This is a genomic window from Tardiphaga sp. OK246, from assembly GCF_900188215.1.
Classification (GTDB): domain Bacteria; phylum Pseudomonadota; class Alphaproteobacteria; order Rhizobiales; family Xanthobacteraceae; genus Tardiphaga; species Tardiphaga robiniae.
On record NZ_FZOX01000004.1, the window covers coordinates 524,866 to 540,932 of the forward strand.

The following is a 16,067-nucleotide window of genomic DNA, read 5'->3' on the forward strand; positions in this document are numbered from 1 at the left end:
TGCTCGGATTTTTATTGGAGTGGGGCGAATGGCAGAGAAAACGAGAGACAAGAACATCCTCAATCATGTTGTTGCGTACTTTGCCTGGCGGTTCAAACGGCCGCCGAAGGATTTCAAGCCGTCGCTCGAAGTTCGGAAGGCCTGGAGGTCGGCCGATGACTGGGCTGACCTAGCCGACACATTCAATGACATGAGCTGGATGAAAACTTTACGTGTGAGGATCACCCAATCGGAAATGTCGCAGCTTACGACTATTGGGGAAATAGTTGACCTAATAGAGGAAAAGGCCGGGAGCCGACTAAACAGGCTATCTGGGGCAGAGTTTGGCGCGGTGAAGCGAGCATGGCCATTTTAGGAGGGCGCGATGCGTCACACCAAAGGGGTGTTTTACGTTTTTTTTAGTTTATTGGCCGTTCCGACGGGAGGATTTGCCGCCGAGGGTGACGTGCAATGTGTAGTCAAGGGACGTGTTGGCTCTACCATCGATGATTGTCTCGCGATGATGAAATCCATTAAGGTGAAGGAAGTGCCGCGCGTTGATGCAGCCAAGAAACTACAGGCAAGCCGGGCGCAGATCGCAGCGGGCGATCAATCGATAGCGGCCTCTCCCGTTACGAGTAACACTGAAGCCACCGTTTTCCTCCGTAGAAACCTTAAGGACCTGGGCTCCTTCGCTAAGCCATCCAAGGTTTCTGAAGCAGAGGGTGCTCAGTTTTCTTGGACACGTAACGGCATCTCCGGCAACGACACGTGGGCAACCGAAGGAATTCTGGCCGCACGGCTTTCTTATTGGGAGGCTCCTGCGTACGAGCCGTACCTGTCGCACGCGCTGTTCGGCGGATATTTTCAATGGGATCGGTCTATCAATACGAGGCTGCGAGCGAACGATGTAAATGATGCGACGTTTGGCGGAAGCACCGAAATTGCTCTGGCCAATTACCTTCAGGCCACGCATTACGTGCGCGGATCGGTAGAGGCGCTCACTGATTTCGATGGCCGATCCAAGAGTTGGAATGTGAGAGTGGAATATCAGCCGTATGGCAATCCTAGGATGGAGGGGCCCAACAGTCTGTTTGCGTATCTTTCGACACCGTTGCCGCTGTCAAGCTACTTCTTTCTCACGGTAAGTCCAAAACTGAGGGCGGAGTACAAAAGTAATCTTTCTGGATCACCCGATCCAATCTTTATGAATCGCAACGAGGCGATGCGCGTAGGCGCTTCCGTGTCGGCCTATATTGACGGGAATGCGGTCGGGTTTTCTGACGTGCCTTGGTACGTTCAAGCCATGCACTTCAGTGTGAGCTACGGATGGTGGCACGATGCGTATTCGCAACGGAATTATAGCATCTTCGACACCTCGTTGGGCTTCAATCTCGACAAGAGCGGCCTCACGGCGATCGCAATAAGTTATCGAAAAGGGCAATTGGATACGACCGCTGCAAATGTCGATCTAACGATGGTGACCTTGTCGACGAAGTTCGATGCCGCGTTATCGATGATGCGCCAATGAGCGTGACAAGGGCGCGGCACTGGTCTTGCCGATTTAGAGTGTGGACCAAATCCGCAAGCGGGAGCGTGTGGACATAATGGGGAAACCAGCAAGGCAGATTGCACGGAAACATCATTACGTCCCGGAAATGTACCTCTCCGGATTCGCCAACGAGAAGGGTCAATGCTCCGTCATTGACGCCTCCACTCGCAAGCCATTCACGGTCCCGCCGGACAAGATCGCCGCGGAGAGAGACTTCAATCTGATTGAAGCTCAGGGCATCCCGCCTGACGCTCTGGAAAAAGAACTCGGTAAATTCGAGGGCGTAATCGCGCCCGGCATAAAGCGCGTCCGGGAAACCGCGTCGTTCGGAGAAAACGGGAAGGATCGAGAGGACATCATCAACCTCGTCACCCTCCTCGCGGTCCGCAACCCACGCAAGCGGCGGGACATGGATAAGCTTTTCACCGAGCTATTCCAGGCAATGGTCGCCATGCCCTTCGAGAAAAAAGCGCGATGGGAGGCGGTGGTCGAGGGGATGAGGGCCGCTGGTAGCTGGCCGAAAGATGCGCCTGCGGACTTTGAGGGGCACAAGCAGTTCATCGAAGAGAATAAAGACAGGCTGAAACCACATCAGAATTTTCACCTAGACATGGAGCTAGATCAACTTACGCAGATGTATCCGTACTTCGATGCTCGCCGGTGGAGGATACTGAAAGCTGGTGAGAATACCGGCGGGTTCGTGACGACCGACCATCCAGTGTGTGTGCATCGCCCAGCTGACGGGATCAATTATGGTCAGCAGTTCGCTCCGGGGCTGGGCTTGGGCGATATAGATATTCTGTTCCCGCTATCGTCGAAGGTCGCCTTGATAGGGCGCTTCGAAGGCGAGGAAGACGTAATTAATGTCGATAAGCACTCCGTCGCGAGTTTCAACGCCACGGTCATGGGCTATGCGATGAAGCAAATCTATGCGGCGAATGACCAATATTACTACGCCCGGCAAGCGCATCAGCCGATTGGGCGAGGCTCGACACTATTGCAAGATCCGAACTTGAAGACTCGGGAAGACTGAAGCCGTCACAGTAACGAATAAAGCTCGGCCTGCTGCGCCGGGCTCCAGCGACGGCCTAACGTTCTTTCCTGTCGTTCGGCTTTGGTGCATGCTCAGCGCATGCTTTTGTTTCTTGCAACCGTATTGGAGCAATTGGATCTCGCGCTCGAGCATGTGTCGAAGCGCGATATTCATAACGCCCGTTTTGGGCTAATGCTGACCGATAATGCCGTGGAACTGGTGCTTCACCAGATCGCGAAAGACAAAGCCAGCGATATTAAAACCTTTTCTTATCTGAACGAGGAATTTTCCCATCAGGCCAATTTGAACAAGGCTTTGGGCCGTTCGTTCGGCGACAAAGTGAAGTTTGCCAAACTGATGGGAAGCATGACGGATGAGGTGTTTCAGACGATCGTCATCATGCATGGGTTCCGGAACGAAGTTTACCACGTCGGCCTTCAGCACGAAGCGATACTGTCTTCTCTTGCCATGTTCTATTTCGATGTCGCGTGCAGCTATCTCGCGACATACAAGCCCCGTGGCCTGGGATGGGGGGCAAGTCAGAAATTGCCGGAACGCGCAAAGAAGTACTTCCGCGGACATGCCTCTTTCCCTGGCGGGTTCGACGATTTCGCAAACGGATGCGCGGCTCTTGCGAAAGCCTGCGGACATGACCCTGCGGAAACGGTCGCAGTGCTGGCAGATCACTTCGATGAGGTCGTTTCCGACCAAGATACGCGCATCGATATTGTTGCCCAGGGTGTTTATGAAGGTCAGCAGACGACACGTAGCCAGGCGGTGGTTGGTTCGCAGGCTTGGCCGCTCGCCTTCTCCGAAGATGGCAAGGCATTTGCTAGAAAGCACGGATGGACGGGAAACATGCTCAGCTCGTCGATTGGCTAGGCCAAACATACCCCCTTAAGTTCAAGGGCGATCCCATTCCGTCATGGCAGAAGCGAGCAGCGAAGCTTCGTTCCGAGAAGAACCCGCACGCGGCGCTCAGGCATTATCATTCATGCATGTCCGATACCGCGACGTTGCGCGAAGCGCTGATGGAGTCGGCCGGGGCGGCCGAAGCGGAGATAGACGCCGCAATTGATAGGGCGCGAGGAAAATAAGAGACTTCGGCCGGTGGGGCGTGGGATAGATTCCGCGAGAACGCGTATTCAATCACCTTGTTTCGCTGAATCAGTCGATACGGACTGGAAGGCCGTTCTTTAATAATATCAGCCGCAGGCTGCTGCACATTGCATGCACATCGCCCCATAAGGAGAAATATGTCGGAAGACCCGTTCAAGGACTCTGCAAAGCTTCAGGAGCATCTTGCCGAGCAAATGCAGTCATTCAATAAACTGCAGCAAAAGCTGCAGGCAGCATTTTCCCATCCTGCGTCGCAACTTGAACGATTTATGGAGCTCAGCCAGAAATACCACGGTTCGTTTCAAGCAGACAACTCGCTCAAGATCCTTGCTGATTTCAATAAACGAATGGCCGAACAGATGCGGCCATTTGCAGAATTTCGGGAAAATGTGCAGTCAGCGATCGCCAACACGCAGGCAGGATTTGAGCAATTAAGGAAGTTTAGCGACTTCATTAAGCGATCCTCCGAGGGAATAGCGCTCTCTTTTCGACAACTCAGTGAACGGCTCGCGGAGTCTGAGCGCCAAAAACAACTGATTCTGAGTGTTGGCCTGTTGCCCCATGCGTCGATACCGTTGGAGTTGCTTGACTCCGCAGCAGACGTGGCAGTGCTTCGTCAATCTCTAAAGCAGTTCTTCGAAGATAACTGGACCACGATCGCTGAGGTCATTGTCGCCCGCGTCGCTACCTATGATATCGACGACGAGGCCAAGGCAACACTGGGAGAGGCGCTGCAGGCGCATCAGCAGGGCCACTACCGGGCTGTCTGCAGAGTCTTATTCCCTGAGATCGAGCGCGTCGTTCGTGTGGAGCTACGCGATAACAAGGTGGGCACTATCTACGTGCAAAGCCTGATGGCCGATACGACTGATAACATCTACCTCAGGGATCTGGAATTGCCGACGATATTCGTCATTGAGCTTTTTGACAGACTTGCTGACCACTTATACCAGAGCATCAAGAACGATGATGACCGGAAAAGATTCGAGGTCGATCCCGTTCCCAACCGTCACGCCGCGATCCACGGGCTTATCGTATACAGTTCATTTTGGAATGCATTGAACGTGATTTTCATGACTGATTTTACGTTTCAAATTATCAGCCTAGCCAAGCGGGCTTCTTCCGCAAACGTCAAAACCTTGTGAGGAATAGCGGAATAGAGCTAAGGAACACCGTCGCAGCAGTCCACAAAGCTGCAACCTTGTTCAAGCGAGCTGACTCCGTTCCGGCTTCTATGATGCCGCCAATCCAGCCGCTTTCTCTTAACTCCTGAACAACGGGCTCAGGCTGCCCATGCTTCTGCCATAGCGGAATCGTTTCAACCTGGCCCGCGCGATACCAGTACAGCGCTGATAACATCCCGCAGGCCGCTCCAAAGAATGGGAAGCTCTCGCGGATTCCAACTAGGATCCAAAACATCGGTCGGGCCTCTATTCATGGGGAAGTCCGTTTAATGAATAGCGCCTGCCGTACTCGAAAGGCAACGGCTCACGATTTGCTATACCCATCTCCACCAGAAGAGCCTCCGGGAAAATCGGTTTGCAGCGAAGCAAGAGTTTCTTGTTGCTGGATAGCGCTCGAACCAAGGTGGCATCGGTTGTTAGAAAGGTCTCGATACCGTTGAGCTCCCCCGTCCATACATGCAACGCATCAACGTACTGTTTCGGAGACAGCGAACGACAAATCTCCCTGTAGCGCTTCGCTTCCTTCAGATTGCTGATCTGACTGGCGGTGAGCCGCGCTAGGATCTTGGGAGCCTTGAGAATCTTGGAGCTGTCATTGAGCAGAAACTGGCAGAACTGGATTTGAGCGTCCGCCCCGACAAAATCCTTCATGTCGGTCTGAAAAAACGATCTGTCGAGCGGTGCAGATACCCTTGCGATCTCCACGTTGCTAAAGACGTCCCCGAGAATGAGCGCCGGAAAGTTACCTCCCCTCCATTCCTCCATTTCCAATTCAAAGTACGAATGCAACGCCAGCGTTTTTTCACGCGCCAGCCGCGCGATTGTCGGAAGAGCCTCAATCTGTGTTCGAAGCCAGTGTTGATCAGGCGGGAGCGCCGGTTTTGCTTGTATCAATGCCAGCCGGTTCCCCCAGTTCGGCAATGCGATGCTGATCGGGTAGCCGAACTTGCCGTGACTCAAAATTGAATTGTCGATCAGAGTCGATTGAACCATATCGCTCACCCCACGGATTTCATTGACCGTGACACCGCTTGTATTTCTTCCCGCTGCCGCAGGGACAGGGCTCGTTCCTGCCAATCTTGCCCTTGGCTCGCGCGTCGTTGATACGCCTGCGGCGCAAAGAAAGGCTCGCCGCCTTGATATGCTCCAGTTCTTCGTTCGCGAGCCCGGCGAAGGCGCTGGGACGCATGTTCCGCGAAGGCATCGATGGCTTCGAAGGGGGTCTGAGTGACGAGAACTACGTCAGCATCACCAAGGCGACGCGCGCAACGGCGACCAGAGACTTGCAGGATTTGGTGAAGAAGGGCGCGCTGCTAAGAATCGGCCAGCTCAAGCATACGCGGTATCACCTGAATATCCCTGAGAGGGATAGTAATTCCTAGAGCTATTAGCGACGGCCCGGCCGTGTTTCTGGCCGCTACGCTGAAGACACTTAAGGGGTTGTGCGCCTTCACTGTATTTAGCTGAAAAGCGAGAGCAGAGCCGTCCAAACACCAGGATTCGCCGCGGCATTCCCTATCGCGCCGCCGATCGCACCTTCCACAATGGTTTTCAACGACTTACCTGCGGCCTTTACGATTGTGGGGTCGGGCTCATCCTGCAACTGTGCCTCAATAGTCGCCACTTGAGCATCCGCACGTCGGCGCGTGGCTACGTCAAGTGCAAGTTCATCAACATGACGGCGATATACGTCGATAATGCCCTGAAGGTCGTTCCTTGTCGCCTGATAGTGCGTGTTTTGGACGCCATGACCACCAGCCCCAACGTTCTGTATCGGTGAATTGTAAGCGGATACGACGGCTGCTTATATCCCGTCGTTCGTCCCAGCTGAACGCAAGGCTGTAATTCGCAACGACGGGAGCTCAGGGTTCTGGGCGCGCGCGGCAGTCGCCGCTCCGGGCTCTCGTGAACCGGGCCGCAATGCTGCGTCTCGGCCTTCGGCTTCGATCCCTCGCGCGATAACGTGTCGCTCGCCGGAGGCACTCGGTCCCGGGTCCCGCCAAAAGGCGGCGCTATGCTGACCCTCCTGCGGGTGCCTTTTTAACTGGTCTCGCGACTGCCGACTGGCCTTCGCTTCGCTGCGGCACAGACGCCCTTTTTGTTTGGGTGCTAAGGGCTCCGCCCCCGCGCGGGCAAGGGTGAAGTCCCGGAAGATCCGGGACCGGCCGGGGCGGTCTCCCCGATCTTCCGCGCGGACGTCAAGACCGGATAGCTGCCACCATCGGAATCCGCTTGTGCAGGCCGGGTGATCCCCCTCCGCCCCGGCCGCCCTTGCCCTTGACCTCCACGGTGGACGAGATCGCCCGGCAGGTTCAGGGCTCAGCGGTAATCGCAAGCGAAGCGGTAAAACAGGCCCGCATGACAGACTCTCGGATCGCGCGTCTGGCCCAGGCCGCTTCGCGTATCGGCGCGGTCGTCGAATTGATCAACACCATCGCCGGGCAAACCAACTTGCTCGCGTTGAACGCCACTATCGAGGCGGCACGGGCTGGCGATGCGGGGCGTGGGTTTGCGGTGGTCGCCGCAGAAGTGAAGACGTTGGCGGAGCAGACAGCGAAGGCGACCGGCGAAATCAGTGCGCAGGTCGCCGAAATTCAGTCAGCCACGAACGAGTCAGTCATCTCGATAAAGGAGATTAGTGCCACCATCGGGCGCATCTCGGAGATCGCCTCAACCATCGCCGCGGCGGTGGAGCAACAGGGGGCTGCGACCTGTGAAATCTCGCGGAACGTTCAACAGGCGGCGGCGGGTACTACGAAAGTGTCGCACAGCATTTTTGAGGTGCGCAGCGGTGCGGGAGAGACCGGACAGGCTTCGCGACGGGTCCTATCAGCCGCGAAGTCGCTCTCCGATGAGAGCGGTCGGCTGAAGAGCGAACTTGGCCTATTCCTTGATTCTGTTCGAGCCGCCTGAAGAATGCATTGCCGGATGGGAATTCCAGCCAAACTGCCGTCGCGTCCGTAATCCTCACTTGTGCTACCCGACAGGCAGGACAGTCCTTGGAGCGCCGTGGGCGAAATCATAACGATCTGAGAGCCACTTAACGAAGCGCCAAGCCGGTGCTGACCAGGAGTCCAGGATGCACGTAGACGGAAAATGCCATTGTGGCTATGTGACCTTCGAGGGCGAGATAGACCCGGACCAGGTTTCGATTTGTCACTGCACTGATTGCCAAGACATATCTGGATCGACCTTCCGGGTAAACGTCCCAGTTCTCGCCAAAGACTTTAAGATCACTGCGGGCAAGTGCGCGGTGTACGTCAAGCACACGGCGGAAAGCGGAAAGCCACGAGAGAACGCATTTTGTCCGAAGTGCGGGTCAGCGCTCTATGCAGCGCCTCATAGTGATAAGCCCGAAAGCACCATCTTCATGCTTCGCGTGGGGGCATTGGCCCAGCGCGGTCAACTTCCGCCAAAAGTGCAAAATTGGGTACGGTCCGCTCAAGCGTGGACGCGCGACGCATTTTCGATACCAAAGCATGAAAAAATGTGAGGTCGCTCGGGTGCAGGCTGCACTATCGTCTCTCCTTCTTCCCTCAAAGCTAGCGCAGCCAATTGGACGTCCGCGATGCGTGCTGGATGAATGGCGAGAATGAGGACTGAGCTGCTGCCGGTTTGATGGACACCAAGAAACTCTTTCACCCATTTGCGCAGCACGTTCTCATGGACGTCCAGATCCCGGCCGGCTTGCGCCACCGACACGCCGCGCTACCTCACAAGCTTGACCGCCTCGACCTTGAACTCTCGATTGAATCTTCGTCTCTGCATGACCACCTCCGGTTCTACGAAACACCCAAACTTGGAGCCGCTCGATTCGCGAGTTGACCTTTTTTTGATCCATCGCGCTCCGCACCGCAATTCGCCCGCCTGCATCTGCTGGCAGGTGTTTAGCCATCTCGGGGGATAAACACCCTAGGCGGCGATAGTCTGTATCACCTCGATCAGATTGTGATGCAGGAATGCTCCCAGGGCTTACCGAGAGGGCGGTTGCCAGCTTTCTCAGATGCTAAGGCTTTATCATCAAGTCAGTTATCCGGCCAACGGCTGCCCTTGGCGGTCCATTCTACAGAGTAGTTGAGAGTTGCCAAAACGCCCTGCGGTGTCGTGGGAGTTTCATTAACTAGAGCAACCGCTGGGTCAGCCTCAGCATCACCTAGCGCCTCTAGACGCTCGTCGTGGGTAGGTGCGCGCGCTCCAGGGCGTCTCGTAGATCGCGCCCAACTCATTTGTTTTCATCGTGGAGAGTAAAGGATCGAACGGGCGGACCGCGTCGGATCTGGAACCGAAGCTATATCGAGATGAGAGAGGAGGCGCCGAGGAATAGAGCTGTTTTGGTGTCGAGCTACCGGTGAATGACCTTCTTGAGGATTTCAGCGAGCGTCCGGTACTCGGCCTGTGTCAGGGGCGCAAAAGTTTCGCTGGAAATTTCTCCAATGGTCTCAATCGCAGCATCGGCGATCCGCCTGCCCTTGTCGGTCAGGTCAATCTCCCGCCGTCGGGGATCCAAAGGATCCTCATAGCTCTTGATAAGGCCGCGTGACTTGAGACGCGTGATCACGCCCGTGATCGTCGCTGAATCATAATGAATAAGCCGGCCGAGATGGTTCTGGGAGCAGGGGCCGACCTCTCGCAGTTTCGCCAGCGTCGAGAACTGGGGCGCCGTCAGGCCTTCGATCATCTTCGCGGCAAAGAACGCTGTATGGGTCCGCAGCGCCACTCGCAACAGGAAGCCTGGCGCGTCATCCAGGGTGTATGAACGGGCGGCTTCCCTGGCTTTTTCGGCCGAGCGAGACTTTGTTTTAGGTTGCAAACGTTCCCCCTTTTGCGATCTGGCACTCAAACGCTGCGGCCATGACGTGGCGCAAAAGCCGTTGAGGCAGCTCACGTATTTACCGTCGTTGATCCCAGGAATCCATCTTTCTTCAGATTTGTCGGGAGGCTGGCAGTTCCTGCCGTTGCGCGAGCTTTCCTGCGCACCAGGCGCAGGACCGGCCGTGCTGCTTACGATTTGGACGGTCGTGCACAAGCGCAGCGCTTGCATACGAGTGATAAATGCCGTAGCTCTTTGTCACACATCTTTGCAGGGCGCATGGGAGAGCGCGCGTCCTTGGAGAGCACCGAAATTTCACGCGGATTGACGGATGTCGAAGACGATTGACAGCTTGAGTTCCGTTCGACCCGACCTCCTGGAGAAGGTGACGGGGCGTGCGGAATTCATCACCGATCTGACGGTGCCGGGCATGTTGCACGGGTTCGTGGTCCGCTCGCCGGCGGTCCACGCACGGATCGTCGCTATCGATACCAGCGCTGCCGTTGCGATGGATGGCGTCGTGGACGTGTTGATCGGTGCCGACGTCGCGCATTTCGGCTGCTGGGGCCTCGTGCTCAAGGATCGGCCGATCATTGCGATCGATCGCGTGCGTCATGTGGGTGAGCCCGTCGCCGTGGTCGTCGCGGAGACGGTTGAGATAGCGGAAAACGCAGCCGAATTGGTCGATGTCACATACGAAGAGTTGCCGCGGGCAACGACGATCCAGGAAGCCACGGCGGAGCATGCGCCGCTCATCCATGAACACCACGAGAATCTGCAGGACTTCTACTTCAAGGGCGGTGCGCGGCCGACGCAGGGTAGCAACATATTCCACACCTATCGGAACGATGTCGGCGATGTCGACGCGGCCGAAGCGACCGCCGCCTATGTCCATGAAGATCACTTCACCTTCCCCGGAATCTCGCACTTCGCGATGGAGCCGCACACCGTCATTGCGGATTTCCAGGGAGATTCCCTGACGGTCTGGGCTGGTGCGCAAACCCCGACCGCTGTCCAGAAAGTGTTGTCTCGTCTGTTTGGTCTGCAGCTCGCGCGGATCCGCGTCATCGTCCCATTCGTCGGCGGCGGCTTCGGCGGAAAAGCGTCGGTCAAGATCGAGCCACTCGTCGCTGCCGCGTCCTGGAAGGTGCAGCGCCCAGTTCGCATCGCCCAATCCCAGGTGGAGTCGATGCTCACGTGCCGCAGACTGGGCGCCGACATCACGATACGCACCGCCGTAGATGCAAAAGGCCGCATCGTCGCCAAGACCGCAAAGCTCTTGCTCGATGGCGGGGCCTATTCCGACACGGGCTCGGCGGTCGCCACCAAGTCGGCGAATCGCATCATGGGCCCATATGTGATGCCCAATCTGCGTCTCGAAGCTTCAGCGGTGTATACGAACACCATCCCGGGCGCCGCATTTCGTTCGATCGGCGGCCCGCAAGCCGTCTGGGCCAAGGAGTCGCACATGGACAATGTCGCGGCAGCCATCGGCATGGATCCGACGGAGTTTCGGCTGATCAATCTCGCGTCCCGCGGCCAGCGCACCCGGCCGGATTTGCGCGCGCTCGACGTGGACATGAGCGAGCTGATGGGCCGGGTGAGCCAATCATTCGGATCGGAAGCACAAGGTTCCAACAGACAATCGCGCGGGCTCGCGGTCGCGGCAACGGATCCGGCCAATACGCCGATCAGCAATGCCATTGTGCGACTCAAGATTGATGGCTCGATTCTCGTCTCGGTCTCGGCCATCGAAGTGGGGCAAGGATCTCATGCAACCATGGGGCGGATCGCCGCGCAGACGCTGAAGCAGCCTGTCTCCGCGGTCACTGTGTTGCGCACGGATACCGCGGTCGCGCCGTATGACTGGGGCACGGGCGCGAGCCGGTCCACAATCGTGGTCGGCCTGTCGGTCGAAAACGCCGCACTCGACGCGGCCGATCAGATTCTGGACATGGTCGCCGATGTCTGGGAGCTACCAAAGGAAAGCCTGTCTCTTATCGAGGGCGGCGTCTCTACGGGAGCAGAGCGTCTCACCTTTCACGAGATATTCCATCGAACGCTGGGCGTCGACTCGGGCGAAGTCATCGGTCGCGGCGCCATCACGCCGCGCTCGAAGAACGGTGCCCTGGCGGAGTCGCCGCTGTTCTGGGAGACGTCAGCGGGCCTCGCGGAGATAATCGTCGATGAAGATACCGGCGAGATTCACATCCCGCATTACGCCAGCGCCGCCGATGTTGGCCGGGTCATCAACCGCACTGCTGCCGAAGGGCAGGACGAGGGCGCGGCGGTGATGGGCTTCGGACACGCGCTTCATGAGCAGCTGGAATTCGAGGACGGTCAGCCGGTCAATGCGAATCCGATCGACTATTTCATCCCGCGGATGTCCGACGTGCCGCCGGTGTTCGACACCATCCTGATCGAAAATGGCGATGGTCCTGGCCCCGGCGGCGCCAAGGGAATGGGCGAAGGCGCTATTCTTCCCGTCGCGCCGGCGATCGCCAACGCGCTGTTCTCCACCTACGGCATACGCATCACCGACCTCCCCATGACGCCGGAAAAAGTGTGGCGCGCTCTGCAAAAAAGGAAGTGAGTTCATGGAATTCAAGATGTCGATGGTGGTGCCCGCGACGCCCGCCGAGCTCTGGAGCACGCTGCTCGATGTGCCGCGCATTTCGGCGTGCATTCCGGGATGCGACCACATCGAGGAAATCGAGCGGTTGGCGACTTACAAAGCTACGGTCAAGCAGAAGATCGGTCCGTTCAAGATCGAAGTGCCGGCGGACATCGTCGTTGAATCAATCACAGAGCCGTCGCATGTCCGCACTCGCGCCACGGGGCGCGACAAGTTCACAGGCACGCGGCTTGTAGTGGTTCTCGACGTAACGGTTACGCCGGAGGAAGCCGGCTCAATATTCTCCGTCGATGCGAAGATCGACGTGCAAGGGCGCCTTGCCACCATGGGTTTCGGTATCATCAAACGCCGTGTCGATCAAAATTTCGAAGAGTTTGAAAAGAAGCTTAAAGAAATGCTGGACGCGGCCTGATCATGTTGCCGCTTCCCTTTGCATTCGAAAGGCCATCGACGATCGACGAGGCGCTCGGCGCCGTCGGCGAGGATGGCGAAGGCATGTTCTATTCCGGCGGCACCGAGTTGCTGCTGGCGATGAAGATGCGCGTGATCCATACGGAACGGCTTGTCGATATCAAGGGAATCTCCGGCCTCGATGGCATTGCGATGAACGGTGCGGACGAGATCGAGATCGGCGCGCGCTGCACGCACAAGAAAATCGCAGGCGATGCGGTCATTCGCAAGCATGTGCCGGCCCTGTCCGCGCTCTGTGCGGATGTGGCCAACATCAGGGTCCGCAGCGTCGGGACGATCGGTGGCAACCTATGCTTCGGAGAGCCGCATGCGGATCCGCCGACCATGCTGGCAGCACTCGATGCGCGGCTGATGCTGCAAGGCCACGGCGGCATGCGCACCGTCCATGCGGACGACTTCATTCAAGGCGAGTTGGAGACGGTGCGCGCGCCGGACGAATTGCTGACTACCATCACGTTTCCGCGGCCCAGCGGCTCCGTGACTTACCGGCGTTTCAAGCATGGCGAGCGGCCCTCGGTGAACGTCGCCATGGCCTGGTCGCTGGGCGAGCGCGATACGATCATTGAACGCGTCCGCATTCGCGTTGGCGCGCTGAGTTTCCGTCCGCAAGCGTTGACTGTCGTCGAGGACGCACTTCGAGGATTGCCAGTGGTCGAAGCGCGCGGTGCGATCTCAGCGGTACTGCCGGACGCGCTCGATGCGCTCGATGTCAACGAGGACCGGCATGGTGGTGCCGATTACAAGCGGCATCTCGCCGGCGTCCTGCTCCTGCGAAATTTGGACGAAGCGCTGGAAGGCAGCAGGAGCGACGTGAAGTGACAAATCTTCTACCCATTTCCTTCTCGCTGAACGGTCAGGCCATCGCGATCGACGTACCGACCCACACGCTGCTGGTCGACCTGATCAGGGATCGCATCGGCCTCAAGGGCACGAAGCGGTCCTGCGACATGGAGGTCTGCGGGGCCTGCACCGTGCTGCTCGACGGCGCACCGATTTCGAGCTGCACGACGCTCGCGGTGGATGTGGATCGTCACGAGGTCACGACTATCGAGGGCGTGACCCCGACCGACGGCCTGTCGCGCATCCAAAAGGCCTTCGTGCTTCACGGCGGACTTCAGTGTGGCTTCTGCACACCAGGCTTCATCATGGCGGTAACCGCGCTCTTAGAAGCCAACCCGCATCCGACCGACGAGGAGATCCGCCATCACCTGCACGGCAATCTGTGCCGTTGCACCGGATACATCAAGATTTTTGAGGCGGTGAAGAGCCTTGCCCAGGGGCATGTCTCGGAAGAAGCCGCCTAACCATCGCGCCACACCACAACTCTTGTCCGGAGATATCATGAGTATTGAACAGGTCAGTAAGTCGAGCGTCCTCATCGCCGGCGCCGGTATCGGCGGCTTGGCGATGGCATTGTCGCTGCTTCGCCGCGGCATCGATTGCGACGTGTTCGAGCAGGCGCCCGAACTGCGCGAGGTCGGTGCGGGTTTGTGGATTTCCATGAATGGTGTGCGCGTTCTCAAGGATCTCGGCCTGACGGAGCAGGTCGAGCAAAACAGCATCGCGGCCGAACGGCGCGACATCCGCCTGTGGAGCAATGGCGACAGCTGGCCGCTCTATAACCGGGCGTCCGACGTTGCGGGCAATCAGCCATATCTTCTGCTGCGCGCGCATCTGCTTAAGATCCTGACTGATGGCGTCCGCAGCTTGAAGCCAAGCGCCATTCATCTGAACGCGCATGTCGTCGGGTTCAGTCAGAACGACGGGGGTGTCCGCGCGAAGCTTGCTGACGGCACCGAGATCGATGGTCGCGCACTGATCGGGGCCGATGGTGCGCATTCGAAGGTCCGTTTCGGAATCATGGGTCAAGTCGAGAGCCGGTACACCAACGTCATCGCCTGGCGCGGTCTGGTGCCGGTCGATCGCCTGGCGCCACACCAGCGTGAGCATGTGGTATCCACCTGGATCGGGCCGACCGCGCATGTCACGGCCTATCCGGTGCGTTGGCAGAACACGGAAATGATGACCTTCTCCGGCCAGGTCGATCGCGCGGATTGGTTGTTGGAATCCTGGTCTGAGAAGGGATCGGTCGAAGAGTGTCTTAATGATTTCATCGGCTGGCATTCCGATATCATCGAGCTCGTCAAGAACGTCGATACGCTGAACAAATGGGGCCTGTTCGTGCGGTCATCGCTGAAGACATGGTCGCAGGGCCGCGTCACCCTTCTCGGCGACGCCTGTCATTCGATGCCACCCTATCTCGGTCAGGGCGTGAACATGGCGCTCGAAGACGCGGCCGTGCTGGCGCGATGCTTCGATGAACAGCCCAACGATCTGGCCAAAGCATTCCAGGCCTATCAGGGGCTTCGGCTTGATCGCACCGGCAAGGTGGTCGATTCCGCGATCGGCATGCTGCCGATCTTCCACAACAAGGCGCTCAGCACGGTCCAGACCGCGGGTGAGTACATCAAGACCCAGTGGTCACCAGAAGCATCCAAGGCGCGCTTCGACTGGATCTACCAGTACGACGCGACCACCGTGCCGCTTCACTGACTTTGCAACGACAGGAGTGCAGCCGTGATCACCAAGCAGCCCTGGGACGACGTCATTCCATTGGAGGAGCGCGAGACCTACGCGATGGCAGGGCTCGGCGGCGCGGCCGGTTTCGGCAAACGCCCTGCACTCCTCGTCATCGACGTACAATATCGCTCGGTCGGCGACGGGCCAATGCCGATCCGCGAAGCGATCAAGCAGTATCCGACCAGTTGCGGTGAAGCCGGTTGGGACGCCATCCCGCACATCGCCGATCTTGTAAGGGTGTTTCGCGAGAACAAGTGGCCGGTGATCTTCCCGCATGTCGCCCGGAAGATCGGCCATGACCACGGCGCATTCTCCGCCAAGATTCCGGGCGTCATGCGGATCCCTCCGGCGGGCTACGATTTCGTCAAGGAAGTCGCCCCGGAGCCCGGCGAGTTGTTGCTGCCGAAGACACAAGCGAGCGCCTTCTTCGGCACGCCGCTGGCGACCTATCTGATCGGGGGCGGCGTGGATTCGCTTGTCCTCACGGGCTGCACCACCAGCGGCTGCGTTCGTGCATCGGTGGTGGACGCCTGTGCTCTGAATTTCAAATCCATCGTGCCGAGTGACGCGGTCTACGATCGGTCTCCGACCTCACATGCCGTCAACCTGTTCGACATCGCCAGCAAATATGCGGACGTACTGTCGACGCTGGACGTCATCGAGAAACTACGGGCATTGCCGACGGAGCAGACGACGTGAACGGC

The 16,067-nt window shown here is 58.0% G+C and carries 15 protein-coding genes and 3 pseudogenes; 13 read left to right on the top strand and 5 right to left on the bottom strand.

Annotated features, from left to right (window positions below; translation table 11 throughout):
* Positions 1 to 364 precede the first annotated feature (364 nt).
* The 4 genes from CHC01_RS20795 (at position 365) to CHC01_RS20815 (ending at position 4,828) form a co-directional block, all read left to right on the top strand.
* The gene (locus CHC01_RS20795; protein ID WP_089266115.1) at positions 365 to 1,510 is read left to right on the top strand and encodes a hypothetical protein; all 1,146 of its coding nucleotides are present in this window, start codon (positions 365 to 367) and stop codon (positions 1,508 to 1,510) included.
* Positions 1,511 to 1,586: 76 nt separating this feature from the next.
* Entirely contained in the window at positions 1,587 to 2,564 is a 978-nt protein-coding gene (locus tag CHC01_RS20800) for a DUF4238 domain-containing protein (RefSeq protein WP_141137138.1), read from the top strand.
* Between the two features lie 99 nt (positions 2,565 to 2,663).
* The gene (locus CHC01_RS20805; protein WP_089266117.1) at positions 2,664 to 3,446 is read left to right on the top strand and encodes a hypothetical protein; all 783 of its coding nucleotides are present in this window, start codon (positions 2,664 to 2,666) and stop codon (positions 3,444 to 3,446) included.
* A gap of 374 nt (positions 3,447 to 3,820) precedes the next feature.
* Positions 3,821 to 4,828: a hypothetical protein gene (locus tag CHC01_RS20815; protein WP_089266119.1), complete on the top strand. Its 1,008-nt coding sequence runs from the start codon at positions 3,821 to 3,823 to the stop codon at positions 4,826 to 4,828.
* A 285-nt stretch (positions 4,829 to 5,113) separates the two neighbouring features.
* Here the strand turns inward: CHC01_RS20815 and CHC01_RS20825 are convergent, their stop codons facing one another.
* Both CHC01_RS20825 and CHC01_RS33145 read right to left on the bottom strand, forming a co-directional pair.
* Entirely contained in the window at positions 5,114 to 5,869 is a 756-nt protein-coding gene (locus CHC01_RS20825; protein WP_141137139.1) for a hypothetical protein, read from the bottom strand.
* A gap of 10 nt (positions 5,870 to 5,879) precedes the next feature.
* Positions 5,880 to 6,071 carry an SEC-C metal-binding domain-containing protein gene (locus tag CHC01_RS33145; RefSeq protein WP_089266122.1) on the bottom strand — a complete coding sequence of 64 codons (192 nt, stop codon included), beginning with the start codon at positions 6,069 to 6,071 and terminating at the stop codon, positions 5,880 to 5,882.
* Between CHC01_RS33145 and CHC01_RS20835 the strand changes: the two are divergent.
* Positions 6,040 to 6,249: pseudogene (locus CHC01_RS20835) on the top strand (DUF4172 domain-containing protein); the annotation flags it as partial. The gene CHC01_RS33145 and the pseudogene CHC01_RS20835 sit on opposite strands and share 32 nt — an antisense overlap.
* A gap of 77 nt (positions 6,250 to 6,326) precedes the next feature.
* Here CHC01_RS20835 and CHC01_RS32685 read toward each other — a convergent pair.
* Positions 6,327 to 6,491 carry a hypothetical protein gene (locus CHC01_RS32685; RefSeq protein ID WP_176454655.1) on the bottom strand — a complete coding sequence of 55 codons (165 nt, stop codon included), beginning with the start codon at positions 6,489 to 6,491 and terminating at the stop codon, positions 6,327 to 6,329.
* A 653-nt stretch (positions 6,492 to 7,144) separates the two neighbouring features.
* On the opposite strand from CHC01_RS32685, the pseudogene CHC01_RS20840 reads away from it, so the two are divergent.
* Positions 7,145 to 7,780 (top strand): annotated as a pseudogene (locus CHC01_RS20840) (methyl-accepting chemotaxis protein); the annotation flags it as partial.
* 166 nt (positions 7,781 to 7,946) lie between these two features.
* Positions 7,947 to 8,360 (top strand): GFA family protein, encoded by a 414-nt coding sequence (locus tag CHC01_RS20845; protein WP_089266124.1) that lies wholly within the window; start codon positions 7,947 to 7,949, stop codon positions 8,358 to 8,360.
* Here the strand turns inward: CHC01_RS20845 and CHC01_RS33405 are convergent.
* Together CHC01_RS33405 and CHC01_RS20855 are read right to left on the bottom strand one after the other, a co-directional pair.
* A pseudogene (locus CHC01_RS33405) lies at positions 8,309 to 8,635 on the bottom strand (transposase). The gene CHC01_RS20845 and the pseudogene CHC01_RS33405 overlap by 52 nt on opposite strands.
* Before the next feature lie 574 nt (positions 8,636 to 9,209).
* Positions 9,210 to 9,908 (bottom strand): MarR family winged helix-turn-helix transcriptional regulator, encoded by a 699-nt coding sequence (locus tag CHC01_RS20855; RefSeq protein WP_244558450.1) that lies wholly within the window; start codon positions 9,906 to 9,908, stop codon positions 9,210 to 9,212.
* 100 nt (positions 9,909 to 10,008) lie between these two features.
* Here CHC01_RS20855 and CHC01_RS20860 point away from each other — a divergent pair, with 100 nt between their 5' ends.
* The 6 genes from CHC01_RS20860 to CHC01_RS20885 are packed head-to-tail and all read left to right on the top strand — an operon-like array spanning position 10,009 to position 16,062.
* Entirely contained in the window at positions 10,009 to 12,270 is a 2,262-nt protein-coding gene (locus CHC01_RS20860) for a xanthine dehydrogenase family protein molybdopterin-binding subunit (RefSeq protein WP_089266125.1), read from the top strand.
* A gap of 22 nt (positions 12,271 to 12,292) precedes the next feature.
* The gene (locus CHC01_RS20865; protein WP_244558451.1) at positions 12,293 to 12,724 is read left to right on the top strand and encodes an SRPBCC family protein; all 432 of its coding nucleotides are present in this window, start codon (positions 12,293 to 12,295) and stop codon (positions 12,722 to 12,724) included.
* Between the two features lie 2 nt (positions 12,725 to 12,726).
* Entirely contained in the window at positions 12,727 to 13,602 is an 876-nt protein-coding gene (locus CHC01_RS20870; protein WP_089266127.1) for an FAD binding domain-containing protein, read from the top strand.
* The gene (locus CHC01_RS20875; RefSeq protein ID WP_089266128.1) at positions 13,599 to 14,087 is read left to right on the top strand and encodes a (2Fe-2S)-binding protein; all 489 of its coding nucleotides are present in this window, start codon (positions 13,599 to 13,601) and stop codon (positions 14,085 to 14,087) included. Before CHC01_RS20870 ends, CHC01_RS20875 begins: the two co-directional genes overlap by 4 nt.
* 37 nt (positions 14,088 to 14,124) lie before the next feature.
* Entirely contained in the window at positions 14,125 to 15,336 is a 1,212-nt protein-coding gene (locus tag CHC01_RS20880) for an FAD-dependent monooxygenase (protein ID WP_089266129.1), read from the top strand.
* Positions 15,337 to 15,360: 24 nt separating this feature from the next.
* Positions 15,361 to 16,062 (top strand): isochorismatase family protein, encoded by a 702-nt coding sequence (locus CHC01_RS20885; RefSeq protein WP_244558452.1) that lies wholly within the window; start codon positions 15,361 to 15,363, stop codon positions 16,060 to 16,062.
* The last annotated feature ends 5 nt before the right edge of the window (positions 16,063 to 16,067 follow it).

Excerpts from the sequence above, each read along its gene's own strand:
- CHC01_RS20795 (WP_089266115.1), top strand. The coding sequence starts at position 365 with ATGCGTCACACCAAAGGGGTGTTTTACGTTTTTTTTAGTTTATTGGCC.
- CHC01_RS20860 (WP_089266125.1), top strand. The coding sequence starts at position 10,009 with ATGTCGAAGACGATTGACAGCTTGAGTTCCGTTCGACCCGACCTCCTG.
- CHC01_RS33145 (WP_089266122.1), bottom strand. The coding sequence starts at position 6,071 with ATGCCTTCGCGGAACATGCGTCCCAGCGCCTTCGCCGGGCTCGCGAAC.
- CHC01_RS20880 (WP_089266129.1), top strand. The coding sequence starts at position 14,125 with ATGAGTATTGAACAGGTCAGTAAGTCGAGCGTCCTCATCGCCGGCGCC.
- CHC01_RS20870 (WP_089266127.1), top strand. The coding sequence starts at position 12,727 with ATGTTGCCGCTTCCCTTTGCATTCGAAAGGCCATCGACGATCGACGAG.
- CHC01_RS20845 (WP_089266124.1), top strand. The coding sequence starts at position 7,947 with ATGCACGTAGACGGAAAATGCCATTGTGGCTATGTGACCTTCGAGGGC.
- CHC01_RS20855 (WP_244558450.1), bottom strand. The coding sequence starts at position 9,908 with ATGCAAGCGCTGCGCTTGTGCACGACCGTCCAAATCGTAAGCAGCACG.
- CHC01_RS20800 (WP_141137138.1), top strand. The coding sequence starts at position 1,587 with ATGGGGAAACCAGCAAGGCAGATTGCACGGAAACATCATTACGTCCCG.
- CHC01_RS20815 (WP_089266119.1), top strand. The coding sequence starts at position 3,821 with ATGTCGGAAGACCCGTTCAAGGACTCTGCAAAGCTTCAGGAGCATCTT.
- CHC01_RS20805 (WP_089266117.1), top strand. The coding sequence starts at position 2,664 with ATGCTTTTGTTTCTTGCAACCGTATTGGAGCAATTGGATCTCGCGCTC.
- CHC01_RS20865 (WP_244558451.1), top strand. The coding sequence starts at position 12,293 with ATGGTGGTGCCCGCGACGCCCGCCGAGCTCTGGAGCACGCTGCTCGAT.